The organism is Pseudofrankia sp. EUN1h (assembly GCF_001854645.1).
Taxonomy (GTDB): Bacteria; Actinomycetota; Actinomycetes; order Frankiales; family Frankiaceae; genus Pseudofrankia; species Pseudofrankia saprophytica.
Genome location: NZ_MBLN01000061.1, coordinates 192,844 through 210,048 on the forward strand (window position 1 = coordinate 192,844; position 17,205 = coordinate 210,048).

Genomic DNA, 17,205 nt, shown 5'->3' on the forward strand with positions numbered 1-17,205 from the left:
GAGACCGGCGCACGATGCGGACAATATTGCCGCATCGCTAACAAATATCGCCTAGGTAGCAGTACGCTCACGCTTCGGCGCAGACGGGCTGATTACCCCCTGGGCCAGGGGGGCGGGGGCATGGTCACGTTTGCGCCGGGGTGTGTGGTTGTTGCCCGGGATGAGGAATGGCTGGTCACGGCGGCGGAGCGGGCCGCCTGGGATGACTGGCGGCTGGACGTCGTCGGGCTGAGCGAGCTGGTTCGCGAGACAGCCGCAACGTTCTTCACCGCGCTCGACCGGGACATCACCGTGCTCGACCCGCGCAAGGCCGTGCTGCGGTCGGACGCGTCGCCGAAGCATCGCCGGACCCGGCTGTGGCTGGAGGCGACGCTGCGGCGCACGCCGATGCCGTTCGGCGACCCGGCGCTGACCGTGTCCGACGGGATGCTGGTCAACCGGCTGAACTACCAGCGTCAGGCGGTCGCGCACGCATTGGCGCCGGAGAACCTGCGCCCTCGGGTGCTGATCGCCGACGCGGTCGGGCTCGGGAAGACGCTGGAGATCGGCATGCTGTTGGCCGAGCTGACGAGGCGGGGACGCGCCGACCGGGTCCTGGTGGTCACTCCGCGCCATGTGCTGGAGCAGATGCAGCACGAGCTGTGGTGCCGGTTCGGCCTGCCGCTGGTCCGCCTGGACTCCGACGGGCTGCAGCGAGTCCGCCAGAAGCTGCCGGCGAACCGCAATCCGTTCACCTTCTACCGGCGGATCATCGTCTCGATCGACACGTTGAAGTCACCGCGGTACCGCTCGTTCCTGGAGAAGCACCGCTGGGACGTCGTCGTCATCGACGAGTCCCACAATCTGACCAATGTCGGCACGCTGAACAACGAGCTGGCCCGGGTGCTGGCGCCGAACGCCGAGGCGCTGATCCTCGCTTCGGCAACGCCGCACAACGGCAAGAAGGACTCGTTCGCCGAGCTGCTGCGACTGCTCGACCCGACGGCGGTCGGCCCGGACGGCGAGTATGACGTCCAGGACGTCACCCGGCTGTTCGTCCGCCGGCACCGCAACTCCCCGGAGGTCGCCGCGGAGGTCGGCGCCGACTGGGCGCCGCGGCCGGAACCGCTGGTCATCCCGGTGACCCCGTCGCCGGCCGAGGACGCGATCGCCACCGAGCTGTCGACGACGTGGCTCTATCCGCGCCCCGGCGCGACCTCCCCGGTGTCCGGCAAGGGAGCGGCACTGTTCCCTTGGACGTTGGCGAAGGCGTTCCTGTCGTCCCCGGCCGCGCTGCTGGAGACGACCGAAGGCAGGCTGAAGCGGATCAGCGCGCTGACCGACCGCGACACCGAACGGGAACGCCAAGCGCTCGAACGACTACGCGAGCTGGCGGAGACCGCCGTCAGCCGGCAGGGCACCAAGACCAACGGCAAGCTGACCGTTCTCGCGGACTATCTGCGCAAGGTGGGCGTCGGTGCGGGCTCGCCGACCCGGGCGGTGCTGTTCGCCGAGCGGGTCGCCACTCTCGGCTGGCTCGCGACCAACCTGGCGCCGCTGCTCGGCCTCACCCGTGACCAAATCGCCGTCATGCACGGCGCGCTGCCGGACATCGAGCAGGAACGCATCGTCGACGATTTCAAGACTGCCGCGAGCCCGATACGCGTCCTCATCACCGGCGATGTGGCCAGCGAGGGCGTCAACCTGCACGCCCAGTGCCACCACCTCGTGCACATCGACATCCCGTGGTCGCTCATACGCATAGAGCAGCGAAATGGCCGGATCGATCGCTACGGCCAGCAGTACCCGCCGCAGATCGCCGCGCTCGCGCTCACCCCGTCCGACGAGCACTTCAGCGGCGACGTCCGCGTGCTCGAAAAGCTGCTCGCCAAGGAGCATCTGGCGCACAGCACGCTCGGCGACGCGGCGACGCTGATGCACCTGCACTCGCCGAAGGCCGAAGAGGGTGCGATCCGCGACGCGCTGGCCCGCCACCGCGATCTCGACGACCTCATCCCCGACGCTGGCGCCGCGGCCGGTGACGACGACCTGATGGCGATGTTCGGCGACGAGTTCGACACCGACTTCGCCGCCGCTGCCGCGACCACCGAGCTGCCGCCACCGCCGCCGACCAGGGCGCGCGAATCGCTTTACCCGACCGACCTCGCGTTCTTGCAGGACGCCCTCGCCGAGGTCTACGACCAGCCGACGCGCCCGCCGACCGAGGAGCGGGGCGCCCCGCCGGGCAGCGGCGGCGTCGGCTGGACGGTGCACCAGGGCGCGGCGCTCGTCTCGCTGACCCCGCCGCGTGACCTGCGGACCCGCCTCGACGCGCTGCCCGCGTCGTACGTCACCGAGCGTGGCGTCCGTCAGCAGCTACTGCTGGCCACCGCGCCGGAGGTCGCGCTCGACAGCCTGCGCACCGCCCGCGAAGGCGCCGCCGCGCCGAAACGCCGCGGCCGGCCGGCGGCCAGGTCGACCAAGGGCGACACCGTCACCGTGCGCGAGGTGGTCCCACCCCATGGGTCGACCTGGCCGGAGGCGCACTTCCTCTCCCCGCTGCACCCCGTCCTCGACTGGGCCGCGGACAAGGTGTTGGCCGCATCCGGTCGTAACGAGGTGCCCCTCGTCCATGGAACGGTCGACATCCCGCGGGTGCTGGTCCTCGCGACGCTCATGAACCGGCGCGGCCAGGTCGTCACCCGTCAGCTGGTGTCCGTCGAGTTCCCGACCGGCAGCGCCGCGTTGCCGTTCGCACAAGTGGTCGACGGCCTGGAACTATTCGAAAGCACGGGCCTGACCGACCAGGCACCGGTCAACCCAGGTGCCGCGACCGTCACCCCCGAACTGGCGGCGTTGGTACCTGCCGCGCTCGACGCGGCGTCCGCCGCGCTCGACCTCGCCGAGCAGACCCAGCACGCCGACCTCGACCGCCGGCTGCAGGCGTGGTCCGGCCGGCAGGGGCGGTGGCGGGCGCAGGCCGCGCAGCTCGAACTGGAGCTCACCGGCGCCGCGCGGGCCAAGGTCCGCCGCCTCGCCCGCCGGGTCAGCCTGGAAGAAGAGATCGCGCTGTCCCTGAAGGCGAGTCAGCGGCTGCTACGCCCCCTGGCCGTCGTCATCCCCATGCCCCTGGGAGAACCAAACTGATGCCCAGCTTCGACGCCATCGTCGTCGGCGAGTCCTGGATCTCGGAGCACTACCTCACCTCGGACGGGCGCGGCGGCACCTTCCTCGCCGAGGTCCTCGCCCTGCGGGACCGCTGGGACGAGACCGAGGCGGCCGGCCATCCGAGTGCCCGGTCGGCGCTGCGCGACGCGGCGACGACACTCGCCCGCCGGTTCGGCGCGCTGGGCGAGGACCCGTCCGACGACTCGGTCCGCGAGACCCATCGCGAGGTCCGGCGCGCGTTACTGCTGGATCGCAATCCGGTCTCCTGGAAGTCGGACCGGTCCGGCGACGAGGTGCGACTACCTACCGCCGTCGTCCACCCGTCGGCGACCGGAACCGCGCTGCTCGTCGTCGAGGCCCGGCCTGTCTCCGCCGTCGAAGAGCTCCTCGACGCGGCGAGCGGGCTGCTATTCGACCCGGCGACGGTGGACGGCAAGCCCCAGGACGCACTGGCGAAGACCGTTTCGACGATCTTCCTGACCGACGACGCGCCACCGTTCGTGCTCGTCCAGGCCGGCCGCTGGCTGATGCTCGCCGAACGGGCCCGCTGGGCCGAGGGCCGCTGGCTCGCCGTCGACCTCGGCGTCGTCGCCGACCGGCGCGACACGAAACGCGCCGGCGAGCTGGAGCACGCCGCCGCGATGCTCGGCCCCGACCTGCTGCTGCCCGCCGACGACGGCCAGGCGCCGTGGCTCGGCCTGCTGGAGAAGTCCGTCCAGCACACCGTCGGCGTCTCCGCCGGGCTGCGGACCGGCGTGCGGCTGTCGATCTCGATCCTCGCGAACGACGTGGTCGCCCGGCGGGCCGCCCGCGGCCTGCCGGTGCTGGGCGTGCCCGGCCTCGGCCGCGATCTTGCCCGCCAGGCGCTGCGCTTCCTCTACCGGATCCTCTTCCTGCTCTACGCCGAGGCGTCGCCGCAGTTGGAGGTGCTGCCCGTCGGCGCGCCCGAGTATCAGGCGGGCTACGGCCTCGACCGGCTGCGCGACGTGATCCTCACCGACCTGTCCAGCGACCGCTCCCGCAACGGCACCTACCTCTACGACTCGCTCGCGCTGCTGTTCCGCCTCGTCGAGGAGGGCTTCGACCCCCGCCGCGCCGCCGCGCGGAATGCCGCTGGCGGCGTTCCGCGGAACGCGGAGATCGACGGCCCGGTCGCCCGGCGCGTCGCGGGTGGCGGTGGCGTTCCGCGGAACGCGGAGATCAACAGTTCCGCGGCGCGGCACGCGGGCGGCGCCGCCGAGCGCGGCCCCGCCGGCGCCGGCAGCCTCCTCACCGGCGCCGACGAGCTGGCCGAGGACGACGGCGGCTACGACGCCGTGAGTGTCGGGGATCGGCTGGTGTTCCAGGCACTGCGGTCCGACCTGTTCGCGCCGGCCGCGACGGCGCTGATCGACGAGGTCGGGCTCGGGAACGAGGCGCTGCAGCAGGTGCTGGGCCATCTGCTGCTCACCCCGGTGAAGAAGAACGAGGACCGCGGCTTCATCTCCTACGGCGAGCTGGGCATCAACCAGCTCGGCGCGGTCTACGAGGGTCTGATGTCCTGGTCCGGCATGATCGCCGAGACCGACCTTTACGAGGTCGCGAAGGGCGGCGACCCGTCCGGCGGCACCTGGCTCGTCCCCGCCGACCGGGTCTGGGACGACAAAGTCCTCGCCGATTCCCTGGTCCGGGAGAAGGACGAGCAGACCGGCGAGCCGAAGCCGGTGCTGCACCGGMGCGGCTCGTTCGTGTTCCGCCTCGCCGGCCGGGAACGCCAGCAGTCCGCGTCCTACTACACGCCCGAGTCGCTGACCCGCTCCGTCRTTCACCACGCGCTCGCCGAACTGCTCGACCAGGACGGCGTGCAGACGAAGGCCGCCGACATTCTGCGGCTGACGATCTGCGAGCCAGCGCTCGGGTCTGGCGCATTCGCCATCGAGRCCGTCCGCCAGCTCGCCGCCGAATACCTGCGCCGCGCCCAGGACGAGGCCGGCGTCCGCATCCCGGCGGAGGACTACCCAGCCGAGCTGCAACGCGTGAAGGCCTACCTTGCGCTGCACCAGGTCTACGGCGTAGACCTCAACGCCACCGCCGTCGAGCTCGCCGAGGTGTCGCTGTGGCTCGACACCATGCAGGCCGGCCTCGCCGCCCCCTGGTTCGGCCTGCACCTGCGCCGCGGCAACAGCCTCATCGGCGCCCGCCGCGCCGTCTACGACCCTGGCCTGCTCAAGGCCAAGAAATGGCTCACGACGGTCCCCAAGGACGTCGGCCTGCACGACCCGACCGCGCCCGGCTTCGTTCCCTCCGTTGGCGAGGGCATCCACCACTTCCTCCTCCCCGCCGCCGGCTGGGGCGCCGTCATCGACACCCCCGAAGCGAAGACCTACGCCCCGGAGAAGCGCGAAGAGCTGCGGAAATGGCGTTCGGGCATTCTCAGCAGCCCGGACACTCATACCCGCGGGCGGCTCGGCAGACTGGCTCTCCGAGTAGAGGCGCTCTGGGACCTGACCCGCCGGCGGCTGCTCCTCGCCGAGGCGGGCATCCAGCGGGACACCGCGGTCTGGGGAGCGGACAGCACGGCCGACGAGCCGACGGCGCTCACCGGTATGGCGCGGGTCGTCGACGAGCAGCGCCGGGAAGAATGGACCGCCGCCGAGTCCGTGCGCCGGGAGGACGTCGAGGCGTTCCTGCGCGACGAGGACAACGCCTACCGGCGGCTTCGCCGGGTCATGGACGCCTGGTGCGCGCTCTGGTCGTGGCCGCTGACGACGACGACCGCGCCGCCGGACTGGCAAGCCTGGCTCGGCGGCCTGGAGGCCCTGCTCGGGGTGACCTCCGCGGACCGCCGGACGCTCGCCGCCGAGAAGGCCGGCCAGACCACCTTCACCGGCGACGTCTCCTGGCGCGACCTCGACGCCGCCGAAAGGCTCGACCTGGGATTCACGTTCTCACTGCCCGTCGACGAGGCGTTGGCCAAGTACCCCTGGCTGACGGTTGCCGCCGATATCGCTCAGACGCAGGGCTTCTTCCACTGGGAGCTGGAGTTCCCCCAGGTCTTCACCCGGGGCGGCTTCGACCTCCAGGTTGGAAACCCACCCTGGGTCCGCCCCGACTGGGACGAGGCCGGGGTGCTGGCAGAGTTCGACCCGTGGTGGGTTCTTGCTCCCGACGCATCGGAGCAGACGAAGATCGAGCGTCGCGAGTACACTTTTTCCTTGGCTGACGCCGCAACCTGGTATATAGATCAGCGGGCTGACCAGCAAGGCGCCAATGCGCACTTTGGCAGCGCAGTTGACCGACCGCGCCTGCATGGACTTCAGCCAGATCTGTATCGATGCTTCATGGACCAAACCTGGAGATCCGCCGCTTCGAATGGCGTCGTTTCCCTATTGCATCCCGAGTCGCACTATACAGAGTCTCGGGCGGCGGATCTTCGCCTGGAGTCCTACCGTCGGCTGCGCCGGCACTGGGGATTCCAGAACAGCATGAAAATCTTCTCGGAAATTAGCCACAAGCAGGGATTTGGGGTCCATGTCTACGGAAGGATGAGGGAGCCTTCGTTCTTCCATGCGGGATGGATCTACCAGCCTGACATTATCGACCGGTCCCTCGTGCACGACGGCTCTGGGCCGGAGCCTGGATTGCGGGACGAGGGCGGGCGCTGGGACACTCGACCGCATCGGGCACGAATTACATCCGTAGATACGAACGTTCTTCGGCAGTGGGCGGCCCTTCTCGAAGGTCCTGAGGCGTCGCCTGAAAGTACAAGAATGCTCTTCCCGGTCAACCGATCAAGCGCCGGCGTGCTAGGGCAGATGGCGCGGGCGCCACGCTTTGGGCGACTTGCCTATTCTTGGGTTCCGGGGTGGCACGAGACGGCGGACCGTCAACGCGGATGGTTCGAGCGTCGCCCATCGACCCCGCCATCGTGGGACGAAGCAATATTGCAAGGTCCACATCTAACCGTCGGCAATCCATTGTTCCAGCAKCCGAATCCGACCGCCCGCAATCAGATGGATTACAGCCTTCTAGATCTCGAGAAGATTGATGAGGGATTTATTTCGAAGTCAAATTATGTGCGCAGTCGACCAATGAAAGAATTTCGGGCTGCCTATCCCCAATGGAATTCTCACCCCAGTAGTGATGACTTTCGTCTGGCGTGGCGTCGAAGAGTCGATCCCGCTACCGTTCGCAGCCTTCATTCGGCGATCCTTCCGCCTGGGCCCACGCACATGAATCAGATCCATACTCTCACCGTGGGCCATAATCTTGATCTCGTAGTCGCGGCTGGATTCTGGAGTGCGCTAACGTCCGACTTCTTTATCAAGGCTGCTGGGATCGCGGACGTCACGGTCGGTGTCTTCAGTAAGCTGCCACACATTCGGCAACATGTGTTGGAGTCGCGGCTTGCCTTGCGGACGCTGCGGTTGAACTGCCTGGTCCGAGACTATGCGCCGCTGTGGCTGGAGCTTTTTTCGCCGGATTGGACGATCGACGCGTGGGCATTAGGAGTTGGCGTTGACTACCGGGACCGGCCAGAGATTGGGGAGGTCGCTCCGGTCTGGGAGTGGGCGACGCCGCTGCGGCGGGCGGCGGATCGGCGGCAGGCCTTGGTGGAGATTGACGCGATCGTGGCCGTGATGCTCGGGCTGACGGCTGAGGAGCTGGTGACGGTCTACCGGACGCAGTTCCCGGTGCTCCAGCAGTACGAGCGCAAGGCCCGGTACGACAGCTTCGGACGGGAGCTGCCGGCCGAACTCGCGAAGGAGCTGGACAAGCAGCGTTCGCTCGGCCGGGCGGTGCACACGCTCCAAGGGCCGACGCGGACCTATGTCGGCCCGTTCTTCACCGTCGACCGCGAACGGGACCTGCGCCTGGCGCACGAGCATTTCTCCCGGATCACGGCCGAACGGCAGCGGGCGGCCACGGAGGAGCCTCCGTCGAGGATCCCCGATGCTCGCACCGGACCGGCGGCCGGGGGCGCTTCGGCATGAGCGGCCCGTTGCTGCCCTCGCTCCAGGCAGCGGATCTGCGCCGCGCGTTGACGGACTACCTGTCGACGACGTTCGCGCTGACCGACGACGACGTCCGCGCGGCGCTGACCGACTTCCTGACCGACCCGGACGCCGGCATCTTCCGCGGCCCGTATGCTCGCCTGCGGCTGCCGTTCCGCCCGGCGGACGGCGCGTGGACGGTCGCGCTGGACTGGTGGCAGCAGGACTTCACCCCGTACGTCCACCAGGCGCAGGCGTTCGAGCGGCTGTCGTCGAAACACGCGAAACCGCGTCCGACGCTGGTCACGACCGGCACCGGCTCGGGTAAGACCGAGGCGTTCCTGATCCCGATTCTCGACCACGCCCTGCGGATGCGCCAGCAGGGCCAGCGTGGGCTGAAGGCGCTGCTGCTCTACCCGATGAACGCCCTGGCGAACGACCAGGCGGGCCGGCTCGCGAAACTGCTGACCGGCGACGAACGCCTCAAGAGCCTGACCGCCGGGCTCTATACCGGAGACGACAAGCCGCAGCGCACCCAGGTGACGTCAGCGGGGTTGATCACGTCGCGCGAGGTGCTGCGCTCGGACCCGCCGGACCTGCTGCTGACGAACTACAAGATGCTCGACCAGCTGCTGCTGCGGGCGAACGACCGCGGCCTGTGGGCCGGCGCCGAGGAGTCGCTGACCTACCTCGTGCTCGACGAGTTCCACACCTACGACGGCGCGCAGGGCACCGATGTGGCGATGCTGCTGCGCCGCCTCGGCTCGATGCTCGGCGTCGCCCGCGACGGCGCCCCGCTCGGCGATGTCGTGCCGGTGGCGACGTCGGCGACGCTCGGCGGTGGCGACGAGGCGTCGTTCGCGGCGATGCGGACGTTCGCCGAGACGGTGTTCGGCTGCCCGTTCGACGCGGAGGCCGTCGTCGTCGAGGACCGGATGTCGCCCGCCGAGTGGCAGGCGGCGACGGCCGGCACCGCGCCGGGGATCGCGGCCCGGCCGGTCGCGTCGGCGGCGCTGCTGGCGGCCGCGGTCCGCGCGGCGACCACCGGCGGCCCGGATGCCGTGGCGCACGCGCTGCTCGCGGAGCTGTTCGTCCGGGAGAGCGACGGCGAGAGCCTGTCGGCGGCGGACATCCGAAGGCTGCGCGGCCGGGGCCGGCTACCGGCGCTGCTGGCCGCCCACCCGCTCGTCGAACGTCTGCTGCCGGCGGCGCTGCGGCCGGCCCCGCCGCGGGTGCTGGCCGCCGCGGTCCTGCCGGACGACGCGAGCCCTGGCCGGGCCGACGGCGTGCTCGTCGTCGAGGCGCTCCTCGGCCTGCTCTCGGCGGCCCGCGCCGACGCTGCCCGTGGCGACGCGGCCGGCGACGCCGGCCGGCGGCTGCTCGGCGTGGACGCGCAGCTGTGGATCCGAGAGGTGACGCGGGTTGACCGGCGGGTCGGCGCGGTGCCGGCGTTTCGCTGGTCCGACGACGGCGCGCACGCCGACGCGGAGCTGTTCCTGCCGGCGCTGTACTGCCGGCACTGCGGCCGCTCGGGTTGGGGGGCGCTGCGCTCGGTGCTCGGCCGGTCCGTCGAGGTGTCCGACGCGTCGATCCGCAAGGCGTCCCGCGCGGGGGACCAGCGGTTCCGGGCCTTTCTGCACGCCCCGGGCGAAGCAGCGTCGCTCGCCGATGACGACGCGGCGCCCGTCGAAGGCCTCCTTTGGCTGGACGTGGCGAGCCTCCAGCTCCTCGGCACCCCGCCGGCCGAGGGCGGAGCCGACGAATCGGTATCTGTACCGGTGCTCGTCGACTGGGATGACGACGCCGCGGCCCGCGACCAGACCTGCCCGTCCTGCCAGCAGCCCGACGGCATCCGGTTCCTCGGCACCGGCGTGTCGACGCTGACGTCGGTCAGCCTGTCGGCGCTGTTCGGCTCGACGCACTTGGACCGGGCAGAGAAGAAGAGCCTGCTGTTCACCGACTCGGTGCAGGACGCCGCCTACATGGCCGGCTTCGTGCAGGCCCGCTCGCACGCGCTCAGCCTGCGTGCCGCGCTGTTCGAGACGATCGACGCCCAGGGGCCGCTGGCGCTGGCCGACCTGCCCCGGGAGGCGATGAACCGGGCCGGCGACGACCCCGTCCGCCGCTACCGGCTCGTCCCGCCCGCGGTGGCCGACTGGGCGGCCTTCCACCGCTACTGGCATCCCGCCGGCAACGCCCGCGACCGCGCCGGCGCCCGGCGGGCGGTCGAACGCCGGCTGCTGTTCGACGCGGCCCTGGAGTTCGGCCTCAACGCCCGGACCGGCCGCACCCTGGAACTCACCGGCGCTGTCGTCGCCGAGGTCGACACCGACTCCACACGGGCGCTGCGCAACGTCGGCCGCCGGGCGATCACGAAGGCCCGGGAGCAGCAGAGCCTTGCCCAGGACATCGACGACGCGCTCGGCGCCACCCTCGACGACGCGCGCCTCGCCGGTTGGGTTCGCGGCGTGCTCGAACGGGTTCGCACCCAGGGCGGGATCGCGCACCACTGGCTTGACCGGTACGTCGACGACGACGGCAACCGCTGGTTCCTCACCGGGGGCCGCGGGGGCGCCCGCAACGAGGGCCTGCCCGCGTTCCCGCCAGGCCGGCCCGCGCCCGCGTTCCCGACGACGGCGGCCCGCGCCGACCGGCTCGCCGCCGTCACCAGCACCCGGGCCTGGTACGCCCGCTGGTCGGCCCGGCAGCTGCGGCTGACGAACAGGGACGGCGGCCTAGTCGCGCGGGCGCTGCTGGAGGAGGCGGCCGCGGTTGGCTGGCTGCGGACGCGGCGGACGAACTCCGGAGCGACTGTGTTCGCCCTCGACCCGGAGCGGATCACCCTCGCCACCACGGACGACGCGGGCCTGGCCAACGGGTCGCTGGCGCTGCGCTGCGACGTCTGCCAGACCGTCACCCCCGGCCGGCGCCAGACCATCGACGACCTCGACGGCGCCGCCTGCCTGCGCCAGCTCTGCCCCGGGACGCTGCGCCGCGCGCCCCGCGGCGACGACTACTACCGCGCCCTCTACAGCAGCGGCGACATGCGCCGGGTCGTCGCCCACGAGCACACCTCGCTGCTGCCCGACAAGGTCCGCCTCGACGTCGAGACCGCCTTCCGCGAGGGCACCGGGCCCGCGGTGCCGAACGTGCTCACCGCGACGCCGACGCTGGAGCTCGGCATCGACATCGGCGATCTTTCCACGGTGCTGCTCGGCTCGCTGCCCCGATCCGTCGCGTCCTACCTGCAACGGGTCGGCCGGGCCGGCCGGCTCACCGGCAACGCACTGATCCTGGCCTACGTCCCCGGCCAGGCCCGCAACTCCGCGCTGCTCGACGACCCGCTGGCGCTGCTCGACGGCGAGGTCCGCCCGCCGGCGACCTACCTCGACGCGATCGAGATCCTGCGCCGGCAGTACGTCGCCTGGCTCGTCGACCGGCGTGCGCGCGCCGGCGTGCCGGACCCGGCGAACGCCGCCGGGGTCTTCCCCGACGTCGACGCCGGCCCGGGTACCTGGCTCGGCGAGCTTCTCGACGACGCCACCGCGCACGCGGCGGACTACGTGGAGACATTCCTCGCCCTGTTCGGCGATCTGGTCCGTCCCGACACCGCCGACGACCTGCGCGGCTGGGCCGGCGCCGGCCTCGCCAACGGTGAGGCCGCGGGACTGGGCCGGCTGGTGCGCCATGCGGCCGTCGACTACCGGCGGGAGATCGACGAGCTGGGCCACCGGCACGCGGCGCTGAGCGAGCAGGTCCCGGGCCTGCGCGAGGCCGCCGCCCGGCCGACCGCCACCGACGAGGACCGGCTCGCCGCCCGGCTCGCCGGAGCCGAGCTGAAGTTCCTGGCGAAGCGCCGCCACGACCTCGGCGGCCAGTTCTGGGTCGCTGCGCTGGAGGAACGCGGCGTCCTGCCGAACTACACCCTCCTCGACGACACCGTCAGCCTCGACGTCACCCTGCGCTGGGTCGACCACGAGACCGCCGAGTACCGGGAGGAGGCCCGCGCCTACCAACGCGGCAGCGCCATCGCGCTCACCGAATGGGCACCCGGCTCCACCTTCTACGCACAGGGCCTCGCCGTCCGCATCGACGCCGTCGACGTCGGGCGCGACCTCGACGCGCTGGTGCAGACCTGGCGGCTGTGCTCCGCCTGCGGCTGGTCGCAGGCCTCTCGGAGCTCCGAGCCGTCGCCGCCGGTCCCGGCGAGCTGCCCGCGTTGCGGGCACACCGGCCTCGCGGACACGGGGCAGGCGCTTCCCGTCCTGCCCCTKGAACGGGTCTCCGCGCAGGTCTCGCGGGACAACGCGGCGATCTCCGACTCCCGTGACGAACGCGACCGGCTCGCGTTCACCGTCGTCCCGGCCGCCGACGTCGACCCCGACCAGGTCACCGACGCGTGGCAGCTGCGCGGCTACCCGTTCGGTGCCGAATACGTCCGCCAGATCGACATCCGCTGGGTCAACGCCGGCCGCGCCGTCGAGCAGGGCGCGCCCCGGGTGCTCGCCGGCGTCGAGGTCCGCGCCCCGCTGTTCACCGTCTGCCCCGGCTGCGGGGTCGTCCCCGCCGCCCAGCCGGGCGTGCGCGACCTGCCCGGCGCGCGGCACCGGGCCTGGTGCCAGTACCGCGCCGCGATCGCCGTTCCCTGGGCGGAACTCGCCCTCGGCCGGACCCTGCGGACCCAGGCCGTGCGGGTGCTGCTGCCGCCGCACGTCACCTACGACCATTTCGGCGTCCCGTCGCTGCGCGCCGCGCTGCTGCTCGGCCTGCGCGAGATCCTCGGCGGCAACCCTGACCACCTCGACCTGATCGAGGCGCACCTGCCGGTCGACGGCCAAGACCGCACCGCCCTGCTCCTGCACGACCGTGTTCCCGGCGGCACGGGCTACCTGGCCGACCTGGCCCGCCCCAGCCGGGTCCGGGAGATCCTCACCGCCGCGCTCGACGTCGTCGCCGCCTGCCCGTGCCGGGGCGAGGGGCTGCTCGCCTGCCCGCGCTGCCTCCTGCCGTTCACCAGGCAGGTCGAACGCACCTCCCGCGCCCGCGCCGAACAGGTGCTGCGCGAGCTGCTCGGCCTGCCGATCGCAGGCGTCGGCGCCAGCCCGGACGCCGATGACCAGGCCGGCCGTGGCTGGCATCCCGAACGCCTGCGTTCCATCGCCGACATTCCGCTGCCCTCGCTCGACAGCGCGCTCGAACTGCGGTTCCGGCGCGTGCTGACCGAGGCGCTGCGGGCCCGCGGCGCCGCCGTCCAGGAGATCCCGCAGCTCGTCGGCACCGAGGTCCGGTTCGGCGTCCCCGGCCAGGTCCACCGCCGCTGGACGCTGCGGCCCCAGGTCCACGCCCACGGCTCCCGGCCCGACTTCGAGCTGCTCTGCGAGGACCCGGCGATTCCGCGGGTCTACATCTTCGCTGACGGCCGGCTCTGGCACGCCAGCCCCGCGCACAACCGGCTCGCCGACGACGCGGCGAAGCGGGCGGTGCTGCGCTCCGCCGGCAACCGCGTCTGGGCGGTCACCGACGACGACGTCGCCACGTTCGAGGCGCTCGCCCGCGGCGACCACGCCCACCCCGCCGGCGCATCCTGGTACACCGAGGCGGTCCGCGGACGGCTCGCCGCACTGCGTCAGCAGCGCATCCCGGCCGGTTCGATGTCCGATGCGACGGCGACAGCCGACGCCGTCACGCAGCTTGTCGACTGGATCATGGATCCCAGGCCCGACGCCTGGCGGACCCTCGCCGAAGGACTGCCGTTCGCCCTGATCACCGCGCGACCGGTGCCCATCGGCGACCGAGCCGACCTGGCACCGATCGCCGCCGAGGTTCTCGGTGCCCGGCCTATTGCACCCGCGCCGCGTACCGCCGGCTCGCCGCAGTCGACCCCGAGCACCACGGGTCCCGGCCTTCTCGGCTGGAGCTGGCGGCACGGCCCGCTCGCGGTCGCCACCGCGGCCCGCGCGACCCAGCCCTACGACGTCGGATCGCTCATTGTCGTCGACGACCGCGACGACACCCTCAGCACCGACGAGGGCGCCGCCGCCTGGCGTGCGTGGCTCGCCCTGTCGAACATCCTCGGCCATGCCGCCGGCGCCCGGCCGCTGGCGCTCTCCCAGGCCCTCGCCCCGGCCCCCAAGGTGCCGGCACCGCCCATCGGGGCGAAGGGGAGCGCCGCCACCCCGGCGGCGCTGACCCCCGCCTGGCAGGCGCTCGTGGACACGGCCGCCGACGACGACGAACGGGCCCTGCTCGCCAGCCTCGCCGGCGCAGGCGTCCCGCTTCCCGAACAGGGCTATGAGACAGACGACGGCTACCCTCTCGATCTCGCCTGGCCCGACCGCCACGTTGCCGTCCTCATCACTCCCGACGCGCCTTTGGCCGCGACCCTGGCGGACGCCGGCTGGCAGGTCACCGGCCCCGATCTCGATCGCCTCGTTGACCTGCTGAACGCCGTGGAGCGTTGACATGGACGTCCTGCCTCGCCGCAAAGCCCGCCCGAGCCGTTCTCCTGAGGGATTCGGCACGCCGCCGCCTTGCCGAGATCGGCTCTGCGAGGCGCCGATGGTGGACGGGAGACGGGGGCGTAGATGAGCAACATCACGATGTCTCGGCAGTTCCGGAAGCGGCTCGACATCGACGGGTCGCTGAAGCAGCGGGCCTGGGACTTTCTGACGAAGCTGATGACCGACCCGACGAGCCCCGGGCTGCACATCGAGCCGATCAAGGGCTCCCGGGATCCGCGGGTGCGGACGGGCCGGGTCAACGACAACTTCCGGGCGGTCATGTTCCTCGTCGCCCAGCAGCCCGAACCACACTTCGTTCTGGCCGCCGTCGCCAAGCACGACGAGGCGAACGCGCTGGCCGAGCGGATCGTCCTGACCACCAACCCCGTCACCGGCATCCTTGAGGTCCACGAGGAGGCGTCGGCGGCACCGGTCCAGCCGCCGCCCGCGCCAGCCATCCGAGGCGCGGCCGCCGACCAGACGGCGGACCGCGACATCCTTCCGCCAGGCGGTGCGGAGCCGCCGCTGGCACGGTTCACCGCCATGGATCTGGAAGCCGTCGGACTGCCCGCTGAGCTAACGCGACGCGCGCTCGCCTGCGCTGATGAGGACGCGCTGATCGCCATTGCTGGGGATCAGCACGTTCCTTCGTGGCAGGCCGACGCCTTGCTGTCGCTGGCCACGGGCGCCTCGGTCGCCGAGGTCCTGGCACAGCTTCAGCCGGACGAGCCCGCCACGTCCGCACCGCCAGCGCGCAGCATCATGCAGAACGTCGTCATCGAGCACGCGGTCATCCAGAACGCCGTGATTCAGAACGCGGTCATCCAGAACGCCGCGGCCGGACCGGAGCCTGGCACGCGGCCGGCGAGCGACGCCGAGGTCGAAGCCGCGCTCGAACGCCCGGGCACGCTGATGGACTTCGTCCGGATCCAGACCGACGAGCAGCTGCGCCGCGTCCTCGACGGCACGTTCGCGGACTGGCGGGTTTTCCTGCATCCCGAACAGCGGCACTATGCCTACCTGCGGACCGGCGGTGCCTACCGGCTGACCGGCGGCGCCGGCACCGGAAAGACCGTCGTGGCACTACACCGGGCTCGCCACCTGGCCACCGCCGGGCGTGATCCGCGAGTCGTGCTGACGACCTTCACCCGCACGCTGGCCGACAACCTCGTGCGCGACCTGCGCGTTCTCGACCCGGCGGTCCCCCAGGTCCATCTCGGCCAGCCAGGCATCGCCGTTCGCGGGATCGACCAGCTGGCGTTGGAGATCCTCAGCAGCACCCCGCTGGAGATCCGGGCGAAGGCCGACAACGACCTGCTGTCCAGCGGCGCCATCCCCGAGCCGCTCACCGAGCGCGAGGAACGCGCGGCCTGGGCCGACGCCGCCCGCGTCGCCGGGCTGACCGGCGACCTCGGCCGCCCAAGCTTCCTGCTCGGCGAGTACCGGATGGTCATCCTCGCCCGCGACGTGACCACGCGGGCTGACTACGCGCGCGCTCCGCGTCCGGGGCGCGGCACGCGGCTCTCGCGGGCACAGCGGATGGCGATCTGGGATGCGGTGGAGGCCTACCGCCGCCAACTAGCCCTTGGTCATAAAGCCAGCTTCGCCGAGATCGCAGTACTCGCCGCCCGCTGCGCGGACACGGTCGCAGAAGCCCGTGGCACTCGCCCTGCCGATCATGTCGTTGTCGACGAGGCTCAGGACCTACACCCCGGCCACTGGCGCCTACTGCGCGCGCTCGTCGCCGAAGGCGGCGACGACCTGTTCATCGCCGAGGACTCCCATCAACGCATCTACGGCGAGAAGGTCGTCCTGTCGCGCTACGGCATCCAGGTCCGAGGCCGCAGCCGCCGGCTCACCCTGAACTACCGCACGACTGCGCAGAACCTGCGCCTAGCGGTCAGCATCCTCGGCGACGCGCCCGTCACCGACCTCGACGACGAGAGTGACAGCGTCGCCGGATACCGGTCAGCCATGTCCGGCCCGGCCCCGGTGCTCCGCGCCTGCACCGGCCTGACCGATGAACTCGACTTCGCCGCTGCCACGCTGCGCGCCTGGCTGAGCCTGCGCACCGACGCGGCCGCGGGCGATGACTCTGCCCTTGGGACCGCGGTCGAGCCTGGCAGTCTGGGGATCCTGACCCGTGGCGCAGCGCAGCGGGACACGGTCGCCCAGGGCCTGCGGGACCGGGGAATTCCTGTGCAGGTAGTCGCCGGTCAGGACAGCGGCCGCGCTGATGCCCCCCGTCTGATGACCATGCACCGCGCCAAGGGCCTCGAGTTCAGCCGAGTCATCCTCTTCGGCGTCGACCGCGACAACCTCCCCTCGGCCCAGGCGCTGGCGGGCGAGACAACCGACGAACGCGCCGACCGCGAGGCCCGCGAACGTTTCCTGCTCTATGTCGCCGCGTCTCGCGCCCGCGACGCCCTCGTCGTCCTTTGGACCGGCGCACCCTCACCGTTTCTGCCTCGCTAGCCCGTCGACACGCCGCCAGCTTGAGAACGTCAACCGGCCGCCAGTCGCAGTGGCAAACGAGCTAGCCAACCTCCGTGAGTGGGCCCAACGATCGGGCCCGGTGCCGGACC

At 71.7% G+C, this 17,205-nt stretch carries 4 protein-coding genes; all 4 read left to right on the forward strand.

Annotation, left to right across the window (positions count from 1 at the left end):
• Positions 1–120 precede the first annotated feature (120 nt).
• The 4 genes from BCD49_RS22610 to BCD49_RS22625 all read left to right on the forward strand — a co-directional run bounded on the left by BCD49_RS22610 (position 121) and on the right by BCD49_RS22625 (position 17,095).
• Positions 121–3,126, forward strand: a complete 3,006-nt coding sequence (locus tag BCD49_RS22610; protein ID WP_007514923.1) for a helicase-related protein — start codon at positions 121–123, stop codon at positions 3,124–3,126.
• The gene (locus BCD49_RS22615; RefSeq protein WP_071041870.1) at positions 3,126–8,120 is read left to right on the forward strand and encodes an Eco57I restriction-modification methylase domain-containing protein; all 4,995 of its coding nucleotides are present in this window, start codon (positions 3,126–3,128) and stop codon (positions 8,118–8,120) included. The genes BCD49_RS22610 and BCD49_RS22615 overlap by 1 nt, the downstream gene beginning before the upstream one ends.
• Complete coding sequence (locus tag BCD49_RS45915; RefSeq protein WP_071041871.1) at positions 8,117–14,581, forward strand: DEAD/DEAH box helicase; 6,465 nt, start codon at positions 8,117–8,119, stop codon at positions 14,579–14,581. Before BCD49_RS22615 ends, BCD49_RS45915 begins: the two co-directional genes overlap by 4 nt.
• 123 nt (positions 14,582–14,704) lie before the next feature.
• On the forward strand, positions 14,705–17,095 hold the full coding sequence (locus BCD49_RS22625; RefSeq protein WP_007514920.1) for a 3'-5' exonuclease: 2,391 nt from the start codon (positions 14,705–14,707) through the stop codon (positions 17,093–17,095).
• Positions 17,096–17,205 lie beyond the last annotated feature (110 nt).